Origin of the sequence: Streptomyces sp. NPDC057486 (assembly GCF_042802415.1) — a bacterium.
Classification (GTDB): Bacteria; Actinomycetota; Actinomycetes; order Streptomycetales; family Streptomycetaceae; genus Streptomyces; species Streptomyces yanii.
In genome coordinates this window covers 1-15,501 of sequence record NZ_JBHVEE010000190.1, presented here as the reverse complement: position 1 = coordinate 15,501, position 15,501 = coordinate 1, and the positions used below count along the sequence as shown (strand labels likewise).

At 70.1% G+C, this 15,501-nt stretch carries 14 protein-coding genes and 2 pseudogenes; 9 read left to right on the top strand and 7 right to left on the bottom strand.

The window, feature by feature from the left end; all coding sequences use genetic code 11:
• Window positions 1-133: 133 nt before the first annotated feature.
• Both ACFU6I_RS44540 and ACFU6I_RS44535 read right to left on the bottom strand, forming a co-directional pair.
• Window positions 134-1,087 (bottom strand): phosphotriesterase, encoded by a 954-nt coding sequence (locus tag ACFU6I_RS44540; protein ID WP_345514232.1) that lies wholly within the window; start codon window positions 1,085-1,087, stop codon window positions 134-136.
• 50 nt (window positions 1,088-1,137) lie between these two features.
• Window positions 1,138-2,112: a phosphotriesterase gene (locus ACFU6I_RS44535; RefSeq protein WP_384379058.1), complete on the bottom strand. Its 975-nt coding sequence runs from the start codon at window positions 2,110-2,112 to the stop codon at window positions 1,138-1,140.
• 526 nt (window positions 2,113-2,638) lie between these two features.
• On the opposite strand from ACFU6I_RS44535, the gene ACFU6I_RS44530 reads away from it, so the two are divergent.
• From ACFU6I_RS44530 to ACFU6I_RS44515, 4 genes are read left to right on the top strand one after another with little or no spacing between them, the layout of a single operon-like run.
• Entirely contained in the window at window positions 2,639-3,811 is a 1,173-nt protein-coding gene (locus ACFU6I_RS44530) for a cytochrome P450 (protein WP_384379055.1), read from the top strand.
• Entirely contained in the window at window positions 3,808-3,996 is a 189-nt protein-coding gene (locus ACFU6I_RS44525) for a ferredoxin (protein WP_384379052.1), read from the top strand. The genes ACFU6I_RS44530 and ACFU6I_RS44525 overlap by 4 nt, the downstream gene beginning before the upstream one ends.
• Window positions 3,993-5,135, top strand: a complete 1,143-nt coding sequence (locus ACFU6I_RS44520) for an NAD(P)/FAD-dependent oxidoreductase (RefSeq protein WP_384379049.1) — start codon at window positions 3,993-3,995, stop codon at window positions 5,133-5,135. Before ACFU6I_RS44525 ends, ACFU6I_RS44520 begins: the two co-directional genes overlap by 4 nt.
• A 10-nt stretch (window positions 5,136-5,145) precedes the next feature.
• Window positions 5,146-6,069: a LysR family transcriptional regulator gene (locus ACFU6I_RS44515; protein ID WP_384379046.1), complete on the top strand. Its 924-nt coding sequence runs from the start codon at window positions 5,146-5,148 to the stop codon at window positions 6,067-6,069.
• A gap of 135 nt (window positions 6,070-6,204) precedes the next feature.
• Here the strand turns inward: ACFU6I_RS44515 and ACFU6I_RS44510 are convergent, their stop codons facing one another.
• Both ACFU6I_RS44510 and ACFU6I_RS44505 read right to left on the bottom strand, forming a co-directional pair.
• The gene (locus ACFU6I_RS44510; protein WP_345514240.1) at window positions 6,205-6,813 is read right to left on the bottom strand and encodes a TetR/AcrR family transcriptional regulator; all 609 of its coding nucleotides are present in this window, start codon (window positions 6,811-6,813) and stop codon (window positions 6,205-6,207) included.
• A gap of 179 nt (window positions 6,814-6,992) precedes the next feature.
• Window positions 6,993-7,296, bottom strand: a pseudogene (locus tag ACFU6I_RS44505) (cupin); the annotation flags it as partial.
• Between the two features lie 56 nt (window positions 7,297-7,352).
• Between ACFU6I_RS44505 and ACFU6I_RS44500 the strand changes: the two are divergent.
• The 3 genes from ACFU6I_RS44500 (at window position 7,353) to ACFU6I_RS44490 (ending at window position 10,752) form a co-directional block, all read left to right on the top strand.
• Window positions 7,353-8,129 (top strand): IclR family transcriptional regulator, encoded by a 777-nt coding sequence (locus ACFU6I_RS44500; protein ID WP_345514242.1) that lies wholly within the window; start codon window positions 7,353-7,355, stop codon window positions 8,127-8,129.
• Window positions 8,130-8,354: 225 nt separating this feature from the next.
• Window positions 8,355-9,992, top strand: a complete 1,638-nt coding sequence (locus ACFU6I_RS44495; protein ID WP_384379043.1) for an MFS transporter — start codon at window positions 8,355-8,357, stop codon at window positions 9,990-9,992.
• Window positions 9,993-10,245: 253 nt separating this feature from the next.
• The gene (locus ACFU6I_RS44490) at window positions 10,246-10,752 is read left to right on the top strand and encodes a hypothetical protein (RefSeq protein WP_384379040.1); all 507 of its coding nucleotides are present in this window, start codon (window positions 10,246-10,248) and stop codon (window positions 10,750-10,752) included.
• 231 nt (window positions 10,753-10,983) lie between these two features.
• Here ACFU6I_RS44490 and ACFU6I_RS44485 read toward each other — a convergent pair whose 3' ends face one another.
• Together ACFU6I_RS44485 and ACFU6I_RS44480 are read right to left on the bottom strand one after the other, a co-directional pair.
• Window positions 10,984-11,178: a hypothetical protein gene (locus tag ACFU6I_RS44485; RefSeq protein ID WP_384379037.1), complete on the bottom strand. Its 195-nt coding sequence runs from the start codon at window positions 11,176-11,178 to the stop codon at window positions 10,984-10,986.
• Between the two features lie 341 nt (window positions 11,179-11,519).
• Window positions 11,520-13,412, bottom strand: coding sequence for an amidohydrolase (locus ACFU6I_RS44480; RefSeq protein WP_384379034.1), 1,893 nt, complete (start codon window positions 13,410-13,412; stop codon window positions 11,520-11,522).
• Window positions 13,413-13,514: 102 nt separating this feature from the next.
• Here ACFU6I_RS44480 and ACFU6I_RS44475 point away from each other — a divergent pair, with 102 nt between their 5' ends.
• On the top strand, window positions 13,515-14,537 hold the full coding sequence (locus ACFU6I_RS44475; protein ID WP_384379031.1) for a LacI family DNA-binding transcriptional regulator: 1,023 nt from the start codon (window positions 13,515-13,517) through the stop codon (window positions 14,535-14,537).
• A 146-nt stretch (window positions 14,538-14,683) separates the two neighbouring features.
• Here ACFU6I_RS44475 and ACFU6I_RS44470 read toward each other — a convergent pair.
• A pseudogene (locus tag ACFU6I_RS44470) lies at window positions 14,684-14,785 on the bottom strand (IS5/IS1182 family transposase); the annotation flags it as partial.
• A 114-nt stretch (window positions 14,786-14,899) separates the two neighbouring features.
• Between ACFU6I_RS44470 and ACFU6I_RS44465 the strand changes: the two are divergent.
• Window positions 14,900-15,370 (top strand): GNAT family N-acetyltransferase, encoded by a 471-nt coding sequence (locus ACFU6I_RS44465; RefSeq protein WP_384379028.1) that lies wholly within the window; start codon window positions 14,900-14,902, stop codon window positions 15,368-15,370.
• Window positions 15,371-15,501 lie beyond the last annotated feature (131 nt).

The window sequence follows — 15,501 nt, the reverse complement described above, 5'->3', positions numbered from 1 at the left end:
GGAGCGTAGAGAACTCGATGATCACTCAGGCTCGTGCCTGCTCGGCGCACAGGGGTCGATCACGAAAGTCCGCGGCGCCTACTGCCGGAGGCTCTCAGGTTGTTCAGGTCTGAGGGCTGCATGGTGGTTCTCTCTACTTCTGGATGGTCAGGAAGTCGGCCGGGTTGTCGACGAAGATCGTTTTGATCGCGGCCTCGTCGAGACCGGCAGCGCGGAGGTCCGGGATGAGGTCCTCGAAGATGTAGTTGACGGTGTGTCCCTTCACGCCCGGCCAGCCCAGCGGGCTGCAGTTGGCGTCGGCGGAGGCGAGTACCTGCTTCAGTCGGCCCTCGCCGATGAACCGGAGGAAGTGGTCGAGCCGCTCCTTGCGGGGGCGGGCCCAGAACGGCGGGTCCGGCAGCTCGGTCTCGTAGCCGAAGGTGTCGAAGCCGATGCGACCGCCCTGCTCCGCGATCCAGACATCGCGCGTCCTGTCGGCGTTCACGCCGTCGTCGACATGCCCGAACAGCACGCGGTCCAGGGGAAGGCCCTCTTCGTCGAAGATCGCGATCGCGTTCTCGGCGTCGATCGCGAGGTGGGTCAGGATCGGTACGCCCGTGGTGAGCGAGGCGCGGGCCGCGGCGCGGTAGATGCGCTTGTCCAGATCGGTCATACGGCCGCCGCGGCTCACCCCGACCTTGATGACACCGGCGAGGCTGCCGGTGTCACCGATGCCGACGGTGATCTCGTGGACGAACTGCTGGGTCAGATAGTCCACATCGGCCCGGGCGAAGTGCGGCAGGGCGGTGTCGCCGCCGACGAAGCCGGTGCAGGCGACGATGTGGACGCCGGTCTTCGCGGACAGCGACTTGTAGTAGTCGACGTCACGGCCGTTGCAGATCCCGGTCGCGTCGACGAAGGTGCCGCCGCCGTGCTCGTGGAACGTGCGCAGCTTCGGGACGGTCTCCTCGTACCGCTGCTCGGGGGCCTTCCACCACTTCGTGTCCAGCTCGGAGCCGGGCATGCCGTAGCCAATGTGCTCGTGAACGGCCACGAGACCCAACTCCTCGGCCGGGACCGGCCCCAGGACGGTGTTCACTCTCGACACAACACTCACCTTTGAAGAAAGAAAATTGATGGTCGTTCGCGCTGGCGCGCTCAGCGCACCGACAGCAGGTCGCGCGGGTTCTCCACGAGAATCCGCTGCACGTCCTCGTCGCTGAGGCCCTGTGCCTTCAGGAGCGGGACGAAGGTGGTCAGGACGTAGCTGTACGGCAGGTCGTTCGCGGGGTGGCCCTTCGCCACCCCGGTCGCGTTGCTCGAGAGCAGGATCCGGTCGCCGAAGCCGGCCTGCACGAGGTCGGCGACGAGGGCGACACGCTCGCCATCCGTGATGTGGGCCTCGCCCTCCAGGCCGACGTGGTCGAGTGCGACATGAGCGCCGCGGCGGGCGATTCCGAGGGGCGCACCGGCGGCGACGGCGTCCTTGCGGTCGAGTCCGCCGACGACGACGCGGTCGGCCGCCAGCTTCTCTTCCAGGACGACGCCGAGGTCGTGGACGGCGTCGCTCCCGTAGCGGATGGAGACCGCGACGCCGGTGCGCAGGGCGGTCCGGGCCGCACCGCGGAACAGGCTCTCGTCGGTCGCGGTCATGCCCTCGAGGGTCGCGGTGGTGACCACCAGACCGGCGGCGCCGCGTCGCTCCACACGCGGGACCACCATGCCCTCGGCGATCTCCTCGGTGAACAGATCGGCGAACTTCTCGGCCGGCCACGGCGTCGGCGGGTTGGTCTGCGGCGTGAGGAAGTAGCCGCCGAGCAGTTCCTCCGGGCCCTGCCCCGTCGAGGCGACGATGTGCACTCCGGTCGTGCGGGAGAGGGTCTCGTACAGCCGGACATCCCGGCCGTGGAACATGCCGGTGCTGTCGACGATCGTGCCGCCGCCGTGGGCGCGGAAGTCCTTCAGCTTCGCAGCGAGGGTCTCGAAGATCTCGGCGCGGTCGATGGTGATGTCGAAGGCGTACTCCGCGCCCGGAACCACCGACAGCAGCGCCTCGTGGACCGATACGACGCCCAGCTCCTCGGCCGGCACCGGGCCCAGGACGGTGTTCACGGTGTTGCTCTTGACGCTCATGCCTGCCTCACGTCTCCCAGGTGGGGTGCACAGCACCCTGTGGCTGCAGTCACGGTAGCCATTCGGTTTACATAGTGTCAATGAAACGAACATCAAGGAAAAACAATGGACTGGAGGTAGGGCGGGCTGGTCGGGACCGGCCGCTTGACGGCTGCCGTCGGGCCGCGGCCGAGACTCCCCGCGATGCCCTGAGCCGCCACTTGTCGGCTGATACCGGGCGGGCGTGCGGCGCAGGTCCGGCACTGCGAAGCCGACCGGGACGACGACCTCGTCGACGACTGCGACGGGTACGACCACGGGTCCGGGTCGCCGAGCAGCGCGTGCCGTAACGCGGCGACCTGCACGGCCACGCCGGCCCGGCCGCGGGTCGCATCGGCGGCCGTGGAAGCCGCGAGTGCCCCTGGATTCGGGGGACCATCGCGATCCGTAGCCGTGGCGGCCCTTCGGGAAAGCATGAACGGCATGCATGTAACAGCATGTAAATCATTCACTTGTTGTGGGTGAGGCCAGCCACTTCACTGGCGGCATGACCACCCCACCCACCTCCGACATCGACCTCTTCGCCGACGAGGTCGTGCTCGACCCCTTTCCCGCTTACGCCGAATTGCGGGAGCAGGGCTCCGTCGTCCACCTCTGGAAGAACGACGTGTACGCGTTGACGCGGTACGACGCCATTCGTGGCGCTCTCGCGGACTGGGAGTCGTTCTCCTCGACCTCGATCGGGTTCAACCCGATGGCCAACGAGGCGCTCACCGGCACGTCGCTCGCGTCCGATCCGCCGGTGCACACGCAACTGCGCGCCACGCTCACCGAGAATCTCTCACCGCGTGCGCTGCGCGGTCTCAAGGGCCGGATCGAGGCGAAGGCCGATGCTCTCGTCGCAGAGCTCGCCGAGAAGGGCTCCTTCGAGGCGATCGACGCCCTCGCCCGAGCATTCCCGCTGGAGGTCGTCGCGGACCTGATCGGCTTCACGGGCCACGTGCGCGACAACATGTTGCGCTGGGGACAGGCCGCCATGCAGGTCATCGGTCCGATGAACCAGCGCACGGCCGACAGCTTCCCGATCGCCGGCGAGCTCTACAGCTGGTGCTCCCGGGTCAAGGCCGCCGACCTGGCCGAAGGGTCCGTGGGTCGAGGCATCTTCGACGCCGAGGCACGGGGCGCCATCCCGCCGAACACGGCCGGCCACATCATCCACCAGTACCTGGGTGCCGGCGTCGACACCACCGTGGCGGCGATCGGCAACATCGTCGCCCTCTTCGGCTCGCACCCCGACCAGCTCGGTCTGGTCCGCAGGGATCCGTCGCTGGTGCCGGGGGCGTTCAACGAGGTGCTGCGCTTCTGGGCTCCCGTCCACGCCTGGGGCCGGCGCGCCACCAAGGACGTCGACATCGACGGGGTCGTCATCCCCGCAGGCGCGCAGATCGCGATCCTGTTCGGCGCCGGCAACCGCGACCCCCGGCACTACGAGAACCCGGATGTCTTCCTCGTCGGACGCAATCCGGTCGACCATCTCTCGTTCGGCTACGGCCCTCACGGCTGCGCGGGCCAAGGACTCGCCCGCCTGGAGGCCCACGCCGTGATCGAAGCGCTTTCCCGGCGCGTCGAGCGCCTCGTCGTCGGGCCCGAGGTCCGTCTTCCGAGCAACATCACCCGGAGCATCGAAGAGCTCCCCGTCCTGGAAGTGATCCCCGCATGAAGATCGTTCTTGACCGCCCCCGCTGCGAGGGGCACGGCCTGTGCGAGGAGGCCGCCCCACAGCTCATGCACCTCGACGACGACGGCAAGCTCGTACTGGACCGCGAGGAGGTCGGTGAAGCCGACGCCGCCCTGGCGAACGCCGCTGTCCGGGTGTGTCCGGTCGCGGCGCTGAGGGTCGTATGAGCGGCGGCTCGATGGACCGCGTCGTTGTTGTCGGCAACGGGATCGCCGGACTCACCGCGGCCGACACGCTCCGTGAGGCCGGCTTCGACGGTGAGCTGACCATCGTCGGCGACGAACCGCACCCGGCGTACAGCCGTCCGGCCCTGTCGAAAGCGCTCCTGCTGGACGGCGATGACATGTCGTCGCACGAGCTTGCGCCGACCGGCCACGGGGCGACCGAACTTCTGGGCGTACGTGCGACCGGACTCGATCTCGATCGTCGGCTCGTCACTCTCGACGACGGTACGGCTCTGCCGTACGACCGCGTCGTCCTGGCCACTGGCTCCCGGGCGCGACGGCTGTCCGACCTTCCCGAGGAGCTCACCTTGCGTGGACTCGACGACGCGCTGTCCCTGCGGAGCCGGTTGACGGGCCGGCCGTCGGTCATCGTGGTCGGCGGAGGCCCGCTCGGCATGGAGATCGCCTCGGGGTGCCTGGCCGCCGGCTGTCGGGTCACCCTCGTCTCCCAAGGGGTGCCACTGACTGTCCAGCTCGGTCCGTACCTCGCCGACGTCTTCGTCAAGGCCGCGCTGGACGTGGGGCTCACCGTCGTCGACACCGGGTCGGCTCGGCTCGAACGGCGTGAGGGGAACGCTCGGGTCGTCCTCGACGACGGCGCGGTCCTCGAGGCAGAAGTTCTGATGACCGCCGTCGGCGACGTGCCCAACACGGAGTGGCTCGCGGACACGGGACTCGCGGCGAAGGGTGCCGTCCCGGTCGACTCGCGCGGGCTCGTTCGCCCCGACGTCGCGGCCGTCGGTGACCTCGCGGCCTTCCCCACCCCGTACGGCCTGCGCCGCATCCCCCTCTGGAGCAGTGCGATCGAGCAGGCGAAGGTCGCCGCCAGGGCGCTTGTCCGCGGCGACGACGCGCCGCCGCTCCGGTTCCAGCCGTACTTCTGGACCGAGCAGTTCGGGCTGAGCCTCAAGGCGGTGGGCCATCTGCCACTGGAAGGGCCACCGGCGTACGTCGAGGGAGGGCCCGGTGGTGGGCCGGCGTTGATGCGCTGGTCACACGCTGACGGCACCGGCGTGGCTGCGGCGCTCAACCACCGGATCCCGATCCCCCGACTGCGTCGTATGACCCAGCCGGCCTCGTAGGGTTTGCTCCATGGGCGACGACGGAGAGGGAACCACGGGTTCGGGGCTGGATCGACTGGCATCGGTCAACCTCAACCTGTTGGTGCCCCTCCTCGCGCTCCTCGAGGAGGGTTCGGTGACCAGGGCGGCGGAACGAGTCGGCCTGTCACAGCCGGCGATGAGTCACGCCCTCACGAGAATGCGGCGTCTGCTGGGTGACGACCTCGTCGTCCGACAGGGGACCGGCGTCACGCTGACCCCGAGGGCGCTGGAGCTGATCGCGCCGCTGCGCAGTGCCCTGCAACAGACGGCACACGTCGTGAACTTCCCCTGCTTCGACCCCGCCACGGATCAGCGCGTCATCACCGTCGCCATGACGAACAGCACGGCGTTCGTCGTCGGCCCCCAACTCACGCGGCTCATGGCCGAGCGTGCTCCGCGCGCCACGTTGCGTCTGCGTACGATCACGGTGCCGACCGAGGCCACCTTCACCGACCAGGGCGTCGACGTCGTGCTGATCTCCGAGGGGCACTTCTCACCGTATCCGCGCGAGCGACTGTACAACGACCGCTGTGTGGTGGTGGCCTCACCGGACACTCCACCGGAAGCAAGCGCGCTCGACCTCCTGAGCACACAGCCGCACATCGTCGTCGACACCGACCGGCGGGTCTTCCCCTATTCGGTGCTGGAGGAAAAGGGTGTCCCCTATCGCGTCGGTCAGTTGATCTCCGACTATCTGTTGGTACCTTTCCTGGTCGCACGCGCGGGCGGCGTCGCTCTCCTTCGCCACCGAGTCGCAGCCGCCATGCGGACGCTCGCCGACCTGCGGATCGAGGAGTTCCCGTTCCCCCTTCCCGGCCTCGGGATCGATCTGGTCTGGAACCCCCGACTGGCTGATCAGTACTTCATCGAATGGTTTCGGGCGCTGCTCTTCGACGTCACGGCGCGTCTTTGACACCGAGGCGGATCGGCCACGCGTCGATGTTTCCGTACGGCTTGAACAGCGTGTCCCTGCCCTCCGTCCCGCGGGCGCGGTCAGGTCAGGTCAGGTCAGGTCAGGTCAGGTCAGGTCAGGTCAGGTCAGGTCAGGTCAGGTCAGTAGCCGTACCCAACTGGCGCTGAGCTCGTCGAGCATCTGGTCACGCGTGAGCTTCCAGTCGGCCCGATCCCAGTTCTGGGCGACGAAGTCGAGCTCGGCCATCGCGAGAACGCCCCGGAAGCGGCGTTGATGGGGCTCGAAGCGCCCAGCCGTCGCCAGTCCGTCCTCGATGTCGCTGATGGCCTCCTCCATCCATCGCTCGACCAGGTCGGTGAGTTCTGGATCGACCACCGCGGCATCGCGGCCGGCGCGGATGATCGGTCGGATGGCCGGCCAACTGTCAGCGGTTCGCCGCAGCCACGCCGTGATCGCCTCCGGCGTCCCGTCGACCACGGTGGCGACGAGGCTCTGTGCCGTGGAGCCATGCTCGGGGGAACTGACTCGCTGCAGCGCATCGTTGAGCTGCTCGTCGATGAGTGCCTTCATCAGTTCGCTACGGGAAGGGAAGTAGGCGTAGAAGGTCACTCGCGTGGTGCCCGCCGCAGTCGCGATGTCGTCGACCGTGGTGGTGGCGTACCCCTTCGTCTTGAACTGCTCGAGTCCCGACTCCAGCAGCAGACGGCGCGTCATCTGCTTCTGCGCCTCACGTAGGTTCGCCATGACTGGATCCTAGCGCGCCACTGCACGTCGCAGCGTACATCCCGGCTTCACCCCATACGCTTTGCACCAACCCTTGACGCGACGTAAATCGAAGTGGCCCCGTTCACGCACTTCCCGGCGGCGTCCCTCGCGTTGCCCCACACCACGTCACCGATCGCGGCGCGGTCCGGGCCGGACGCCTCGGCCGGCAGCCCGGTCGGCACGACGGCGGCGAGATCGCCGGGCCGCACCCCGGCCAGGCTCCGCAGTCGCTCCCCAGCGCCATACGTGCGGCACGGCGCGCGAGCGTGGGCGGGCAGGCGTCAGGTCGCCGATCCCGGTCCACAGCGGTACGAGTAGTTCCTGTTCGAAGCCCCGGTACCGCTCTTCGAGCGCCGGGGTGACCGTGGGTCGCCCCTCCGCGGAGACGGCCTGGAGCCGGAGCGGGGAACCCGTGGCGATGTCCGGGGCGAGGGAGGACCGAGTCGCGGACCCAGCGTGCACCGTGCCTTGCAGGAGAACATGGAGATTCTGGAGAGCAGAACCCGAAGGGACATGCCATGGACAAACCGCTCAAGACACCGCCGCCGTACCCCATCGCCAGCGTGGACCACGCGCTGCGAGCGGCGACCATCCTGCAGATGGAGGGCGGCGCCACCGTGTCGCAGATCGCCGAGCGGCTGGGCGTCGCCAGGTCGACAGCCCACCGGGTCCTGGCGATGCTCGTCTACCGGGACTTCGCCGTGCAGGACGAGGGCCGCGTCTACCGTGCGGGGCCGGTGCTGGAACTCGCCGCGCACTCGCAGTCCCTCGTGTCGCGGCTGCGCGCCGCGGCCCTGCCCCATCTGCACCGGGTCGTCGATCTTCTGGACGAGACCACGAACCTGACTGTGCGCACCGGGGACACGGCCCGGTTCATCGCCAGCGTCGAGTGCCGGCAGGCGCTGCGGGTCGGTTCCCGGGAGGGCATGGTGTTCCCGGCCCACCGCACCACGGCGGGACTGCTCCTGCTCGCCGACCTCACCGACGAGGAACTGGAGGAGGTCTACGCCCCCGAGCGCTACCGCGACCGCCCGGCCGACCGCCCGGACCTCGCCCGGCTGCGGACGGAGCTCAGGCGTCTGCGCCGCAACGGGTTCGCCGTCAACAAGGAGCGATCCGAACGCGGTCTCGTCGCCGTCGGCGTGCCGGTGCGCGACCAGGACGGCACCGCGCTGGCCGGTCTGTCGGTGTCGATGCCCAGCGTGCGCTACGACCCGCACCGCCTCCAGTCCCTGGTGGCCGCTCTGGACGCCGCGGCGCACTCCCTGGAGAAGGACCTGGCCGAGCAGCACTGAACCCCTGGTGGTGCGACAGGGTGATCATTGGACTTACAACAAGATCGCTCATCTGGGATAGTGCACACATCATTGACGTGGCGTAAAGCGAATGTCATTCTCCACGACATCGCGCCCGACTCGCGTCGCGCCCCTCTCCCCCACCGCGCACGCAGAGCCGAGCCCTTCCACGCTCTCAGGGCCCCCTTCCGGGACGCCCGCCTTTCCCAGCCAGGGAGAACAGCAATGACGCTCAACAACGGGACGACGACGTCCTTGGGCCCGACCGCGGGGGCCGCCCGGGCACCGGGCTACGCGGGAACACTGGCTGCCGCCTGCTGCGCGGTCTTCGTGGCCCAGGTCGCGAACGCGCTGCCGGCCTCGCTCCTCGGACTCTTCCAGCAGGACCTGAACACGCACGGTTCCCAGCTGACCTGGATCACGGCCGCGTTCATGATCGCCGTGGTCTGCTTCGAGTTCACCTTCGGTGTGCTCGGCGATCTCTTCGGACGACGAAGGCTGATCGTGGTCGGCACGGGCATGGTCGCCGTGGGCAGTGTCGTCGCCGCGCTCGCTCCCACCGTCCAGGTTCTGTGGATCGGCGCCGCCCTGAACGGACTGGGCGCCGGCGCCATGTTCCCCGGCTCGCTCACCGCGATCACCGCCGTCACCCGCACGATGCGGGAACGGGCACACGCGGTGGCAGTCTGGAGCGGCTTCCTGTCCGCCGGCGCCGCCGTCTCACCTCTGCTCGGCGGCATGTTCGCCAAGGTCGGATCGTGGCGCGGTTCCTTCTGGGTGCTCGTCGGACTCGCTCTGGTCAGCATGATGCTCACCCTGGTGCTGGCCACGGAGTCGAAGTCGCCCGAGGGCCGCAAGCTCGACGTACCCGGTCAGATCACCTTCGCCCTCGGTCTCGTCCTGGTGCTGTACGGCGCCGTCGAGGGGCCCGAGTCGGGCTGGACCACCCTTCCCGTCATCCTCGCCTTCGCCCTCGGCGCATGCTTCCTCGCCGGGTTCGTCGTGGTGGAACTGGGGGCCGACTCCCCGATCTTCGACCTGAGGCTGTTCCGCAACCGGGCCTTCACCGTGTCGTCCGTCGTCGCCGTCATCGGCATGCTCGCCTTCCTCGGCGCCTGCTTCGCGATGAGCATGTGGATGGGCCCGGTGCAGCATCAGGACCCGATCCGCGTCGCCATCCTCTTCCTGCTCCTCCAGGGGCCCGCCTTCCTGCTCATCCCGGTCGTCTCGCGGCTCCTCCACCGGGTCGCCGCGTCCTGGCTGCTGACCTCGGGATTCGTCCTGATGGCGATCGGCTGTCTGCTGTTCACCCGGCTGGACGTCACCGACCCGGGACTCGGCGCGTTCGTCGCGCCCGCCCTGCTGGTCGGCATCGGATTCGCCCTGACCGTCAGCTCGGTGACGGCCGTGGCGCTGAACAGCGTGCCCCTGAACCTGGCGGGCATGGCCAGCGCCACCACCAACATGCTGCGCGACCTCGGCTTCGCCCTCGGCCCTGTCGTCGTCGGCGCGGTCGCCCTCAGCAACGCGGGGTCGGCGTTCGCGGCGAACGTGTCCGGCGCGGACCTGCCGACCGGTCAGGTGGCAGCGGCACGCGGGATCGCCGAGGCCGGAGGGCCCATCGCCGTGAACAGCCTGCCGCCCGGCGCCCCGGGATCCGCAGCGCACGGTCTGGCCCTGGACGCCCTGGGGAGCGGCTTCAGCACGGCGTTCCTGGTGTGCGGCGTGGCGGCGGCCGTCGCCGCGCTGCTGACCTCCGTCGGCATGATCGGGGTCCACGCCCGACGTTCCACCGAGAACGAGGAGTCCGCACCCCTGCCGCACGGACGCGACGGCAGACCTGAATCGGCCCTCACCACGTAGGGGGACCGGCCGCAGGGCTCCCCGAGCGGAGCTGCGCACGCGAAAGGGCACCGACCACGAGGGCCGGTGCCCTCCGCGCTCCCGGCCCCGGCAGGCCCCTCCCCGCTCCGGCGTGCGTACCGGCGTTCACCGCTCTCGTCGCCGGCGGTGCAGGTACTCGCCCCCGGCACCGGTCGGCTACGGACAAAGCCGGACGGTAACGTGAGCAACGTCGTCTCCGCCTCCGTCGGCCTCAGCCAAGGAACCAACGCCCGTGGTACGTCGAAGCCAGACCAGCAACCCCCGCTCGGCCGTCGTGCTGACCTCGGGAGCCGACTGGAGGACCCGTGCCGCCGGGCAGCGCCGTGGAAGCGGGGCCGAGTTCCCGCTGCCCCGGCGCCAGGCAGCGAAGATCAAGGCACTGCAGCAAACCATCCGGGTGATACGCATGGCGATCAACGCCAAGCGCCGGCCTCAGGCGCGCTACATGCTCAGCCGGGCAGGGGCCCTCGTCAACGCTCTTCCCGCCGACCTGACCACGCAGGAACGTGAGCAACTCTCGCTGCTGCGGAAGAAGTTCGAGGCACGTGGTACGACGGCCGCCAGGAGCGCCAAGAAGCCGAAGTCGATACCCGCCGCGCGGGCGGGCGGCAAGAAGGCGACCGCGAAGAAGTCCACAGCGACGGCCATGCAGAAGCCGGCGCCCGCGCCGATGCCCGACCTCGGCAACCGCTACATCAACCGTGCGGCCCTCGGCTACGCCCCCGCTGACGAGGCATGAGGCAGCCCCGCTACTGCGCGGTGTGCCGCCCACCTCCCCGACAGCTCGGCGGCGGACTGCACACCCCGAACTCGCCACTCAGCGTGACGGCACGCCCCGCGCACTGTCCACTTCGCGTGTCCGTACAGTGACTTCGCGTACGGGGTGGGCGCTCACACCCACCCGTGCCCGACCGTCAGGCCGGTGCCATGAACCAGCCCGTTCCCCAACTCGCCACCCCTGCAACCAGTTTCACAGGGCGGGTAGCGCGTACAGCCGCTTCCCGTGCATCACGGCCGGCCGGTTGCCCACCGCCATCACGTACCACCGCTCGACGCCGCCGGCGTTGTCGTTGTAGGTCCAGCGCAGCTTCCCGGTCGCCGCGTCGAAGGCGTGCACGCCGCCGTCCTCGTCGAACTCGGTCGCGCCGTACAGGATGCCGTTCACCTTGGCGAACTGTCACGCGTGCGTCGCCGACTCCAACAGGTCCTCGTTGTACCAGATCTGCTTGCCCGTACCGGGGCCGAATTTCGGCCGAACGCCGGATGGCACACAGTCGGGACAGGGCCGTGAGGCTCCCGTCACCGCGCAACACGGCGAGCGGGGTGCCGCCGGTCGACGATGAGGTGGTGCTTGCTGCCGGGCCGCCCCCGGTCGACCGGCAAGGGCAAGGACCGGTCCGGTGCAGTCCGCGACGCACCTCCTGCTGATCACGCACACGACGCTGTCTGCATGCGGGCCCAGGAGCGGGCCCGCATGCTGGACGCGGCCGTACGGAGGCCGGACCGCTACGGTCGGTCGTCGCCGCAGCCGCAGGCCCGGTGCCGTCCGCCGTGCACCGCCATGTACGCCGACGGGCGGGGCGCGGCGGCGGCCCGGTCGAGTCGCGCGACCGCGGCCCGGCCCGCCGATGAGTGCGCGTCGTGGACGACCCGGCCGCCCACCAGAGTCAGCTCGACGCGGGTGTCGCTGATGTCGGCCACCGGGCATTCCGTCACGTCACGGTCGAGAACGATCAGATCGGCCGCCAGCCCGGGCCGGACCGCTCCGGTCAGCCGGTCCATGCGCAGCTGCCATGCCGTGCCGTGCGTGTGCATCCGTAGCGCAGACGTACGGCTCAGCCCCTCCAGCTCCCGGTGGAGCGGCCCATCGCCCTCCGCGCCCGTGCGGTCGATCGCCGTACGGATCTGGTTCCACACCTGGAGCGGGTCCACCGGCCAGTCCGAACCGCCCGAGAGCCGGGCCCCGTGCCGCTTCAGGGAGCGGGCAGGGTACATCCACCGGTGCCGCTCGGGCCCGATGTACGGCAGGAGGGCCTCCATCGTCCACGTGTCCTGTTCCGCCCACTGGAGCTGCATGCAGGCCACCACGTCCAGTGCGGCGAACCGCCCCAGGTCCGCCGGGTCCACGAGCTGGAGGTGAGCGATGGCGTTCCGGGCGTCGCGCAGCCCGGTCGTGCGCCGGGCGTAGGCGTACCCGTCGAGCGCCGTGCGCACCGCGCGGTCGCCGAGCCCATGGGCATGCATCTGCCAGCCCGCCCGGTTGAAGGCCGCGGTCAGCCGCCCGTAATCCTGCCCGGAGACATACAGCTCACCGCGGTTGTCCGTCGGGTGACCGGAGCCGTCCAGATAGGGCGCCAGGAGCGCCGCCGTCTGCGCCGGGTACTCGATGACCCCGTCGAGGAACACCTTGGCCATCCCGAACCGCAGCCCCGGCACGTGCCCGAAAGTGCGCTGCAGCCCGCGGGCGTACGCGAGCGCCGCCGCCGGGTCCTTCGCCAGCTCCGCGTCGATCCTGATCGCGGGGACGATCCGCTGCGGCAACGTCCCCGCGTCCGCCAGAGCCTGATACGTCGCCAACCCGCTCTGCGGGACCGACGCGTCCATCATCGTGGTCACCCCGGAGGCCGCCGCCTGGGCGAGGACCCGGGAGCAGGCGGCGACCAGATCGGCCTCGCTCGGCTCCGGGATGTGGCGGGTCACCAGGGGCTGGGCATCGTCCTTGAGCACCCCGCTGGGCTTCCCGTCCGGCCCCTTCACGATCTTTCCGCCCACCGGATCGGGGGTGGCCGCGGTGATGCCTGCGATCTGCAGGGCGCGGGCGTTGACCCAGGCGTTGTGGCCGTCGGCCCCGAGGAGGGCGACCGGGCGGCGGGTGGGAAGGGCGTCGAGCAGGGAGTGGTGCGGGAGGGTGCCCTGCGGCAGCAGTCCGATCGGGTTCCAGTCCGAGACCACCAGCCAGCCGTCGGGCTCCTGGCCTGGCGTGTTCTGGAGGAAACCGGTGAGGATCGCCAGGAGTTCCTCGGCGGTCGTCTCGGCGCCCCCCAGGGAGGGGCGCAGTGAACTGCTGCCCGCGCCGAGCGGGTGCACATGGCCGTCGTGGATGCCGCTCATCACGGTCGCCCCGCGCGCGTCGACGACCTCGGTGTCCCGTCCGACGAGGCGGTGCAGTTCGCGGCCCCGGCCGGTGGCGAGAATCCTGCCGTCGCGCCCGACGGCCACGGCCTCGACGGGGCGGCCGCCGGGGAGTCCGGTGAACACCCGTGCGTTGTGGACGACCAGGGCCGCGGCACTGCGGTGCGCGGAGCTCCGGTGCGCGGCGGCCGCAGGGCCGGCCGCCGCACCTACCAGTCCGACCGCGCCCGCGGCGAGCATGGTCCGCCGGGCGAGAGAAGAAGACATGACCACTCCAAGGGTTGGGCTGCATTCGCAATGGCCGGACCCTCTTTGATTAACGCCGTAACCAGAACCCGCCCCGTACGACGGAATCCGTAGGATGACGCCATGTCAGGGCCCACCGTCGCCGATGTGGCACGCGCCGCGGAGGTCTCCACCGCAACCGTCTCGCACGCTCTCAACGGAACCGGCCGGCTCGCCGATGCCACGCGCCGCCGGGTCCGCGAGGTGGCCACTGCGCTCGGCTACGGCTCCCGGCGGACCCCGCGGACCGGGGGGACCCTGGGCATGGCCGTCACGACCTACGCCGGATCGGCCTGGAACTTTCTCGAAGTCCCGTACTTCGCCCGGCTCCTCACCGCCGCCACCGCCACCGCGCACGCCCACGGCTACGCCCTGACGATCCTCCCCGCCGCCCGCGGGGCCGAGACGCTGTGGCACACCCTCAGCGTGGACGGCATGCTGCTCCTCGACAGCCCCACGGACGACCCGGTGCTTCGTGCCCTGCGCGCCCGGGGAATCCCGCTCGTCTTCGACGGCCGACCCATCGATCCGAAGCCCGGGGACATATGGGTCGACAACGACCACACCGCCACCACCCACGAGGTCCTCGGCCACCTGACGGCCTCGGGCGCCCGGCGGATCGCCCTGCACGCCGGGTACGGCGACGAGCACTACACCCGGGCCGTGACCCGCGCGTACGAGCAGTGGTGCGACGAGCACGGCCGGACGCCACTGCTCATCACCTTCGACCCGTACGACACCCCGGGCCACGGCTTCGACCCGGTCTTCGCCGCCCGCGCCTGCGACGCGGTCTACACGGTCTACGACCGCGGCGGCCGCCACGTCCTGGCCGCGGCGGCCCGCCACGGCCTGCGGATCCCCGATGACCTCCTCCTCGTCTGCGCCAGCGAGGACCGGGCCTACGCCGAGAACGATCCGCCGGTGAGCACCGTGACCCTGCACCCCGCAACGATCGCCGAGACCGCGGTGACGGCCCTGGTCTCCCGCCTGTCTCCCACCGCCCCGCCACCACCCCCCGGCGCCCTGACGGTCCCGGCGGTCCTCCACCCCCGCCAGTCCTCACGCCGCCGGGCCCGGCCTGGCTCTCCTCAGCAGGGAGATCGGTGACGCGCCTGTCGGTTGTCGGTCATGGAAGGACCTCCGTACGTGGGGCCTTCTCCGCACCGGGATCAGCAACGGCTTCCCGGCCTCCGGCCACAGGACGCGACTCCCCGGGCAGGCGGTCACGTCAGGACCGCACCCTCCCGGGCGGGGCACCACTGCGGACGGGTAGGCGCGTAGACCGGCCGCTCCGGCAGCAGGGCGGCGCATTGGCCCCGGAGCGGATCGGTCAGCCATGATGCCCGTAGAGGCACAGGTCTCCCCGCTGATCACAGAGCGTCGCAACTCCGTGATCGCCGACACCTGTGCCCGTACTGCTGCCGGGGTCAGCCACCGCGCCTGTCTGCGCGACCTCTTATGGTTCCGTCATGACGAGCACACTCCGTCTGGCGAAGATCACCCCGGACAACTTCGACGTCGCGATCGGCTTGCGGGTCCGCCCGGAACAAGAACACTTGGTCGCGCCAGTCGTGAAGTCTCTGGCCGAGGCATACGTCCATCCCGGCATAGCCTGGCCCCGTCTCATCCATGACGGCGACAGAGCCGTCGGCTTTCTCCTGGCCTTCTTCGACATCGACTGGCCAGGCGATGGCACGGGCACCGACATCCGATCCGGCCTCTGGCGCCTCAACATCGCAGCCGGTGAGCAGGGTCGGGGTTACGGTCGCTTCGCGGTCGAGTCCGTGGCTGCCGAAATCCGCCGCCGCGGCGGAACCCGCCTGACCACCACCTGGCACCCGGGGAAAGACGGCCCCGAAGGTTTCTACCTTGGGCTCGGATTCCGGCCGACAGGCGAAACGAGTGGGAGCGAGACGGTCGGCGAGCTGTCCTTGCACTAGGGCGTGTGTCGGAAGTCCCGCCGTCCGCCCGAAGGATGGGCCCGGCGGCGTCCGGTGCGTGCGATCGCAAGGCGGAGGGTCGCCCTCGTACCGGACGTACTCGGACGACCCCGACAACGCAGCGAGCGTGC

Coding starts and splice junctions, on each gene's coding strand:
- ACFU6I_RS44535 (WP_384379058.1), bottom strand. CDS start 2,112: ATGAGCGTCAAGAGCAACACCGTGAACACCGTCCTGGGCCCGGTGCCG.
- ACFU6I_RS44530 (WP_384379055.1), top strand. CDS start 2,639: ATGACCACCCCACCCACCTCCGACATCGACCTCTTCGCCGACGAGGTC.
- ACFU6I_RS44525 (WP_384379052.1), top strand. CDS start 3,808: ATGAAGATCGTTCTTGACCGCCCCCGCTGCGAGGGGCACGGCCTGTGC.
- ACFU6I_RS44520 (WP_384379049.1), top strand. CDS start 3,993: ATGAGCGGCGGCTCGATGGACCGCGTCGTTGTTGTCGGCAACGGGATC.
- ACFU6I_RS44515 (WP_384379046.1), top strand. CDS start 5,146: ATGGGCGACGACGGAGAGGGAACCACGGGTTCGGGGCTGGATCGACTG.
- ACFU6I_RS44510 (WP_345514240.1), bottom strand. CDS start 6,813: ATGGCGAACCTACGTGAGGCGCAGAAGCAGATGACGCGCCGTCTGCTG.
- ACFU6I_RS44500 (WP_345514242.1), top strand. CDS start 7,353: ATGGACAAACCGCTCAAGACACCGCCGCCGTACCCCATCGCCAGCGTG.
- ACFU6I_RS44495 (WP_384379043.1), top strand. CDS start 8,355: ATGACGCTCAACAACGGGACGACGACGTCCTTGGGCCCGACCGCGGGG.
- ACFU6I_RS44480 (WP_384379034.1), bottom strand. CDS start 13,412: ATGTCTTCTTCTCTCGCCCGGCGGACCATGCTCGCCGCGGGCGCGGTC.
- ACFU6I_RS44475 (WP_384379031.1), top strand. CDS start 13,515: ATGTCAGGGCCCACCGTCGCCGATGTGGCACGCGCCGCGGAGGTCTCC.
- ACFU6I_RS44465 (WP_384379028.1), top strand. CDS start 14,900: ATGACGAGCACACTCCGTCTGGCGAAGATCACCCCGGACAACTTCGAC.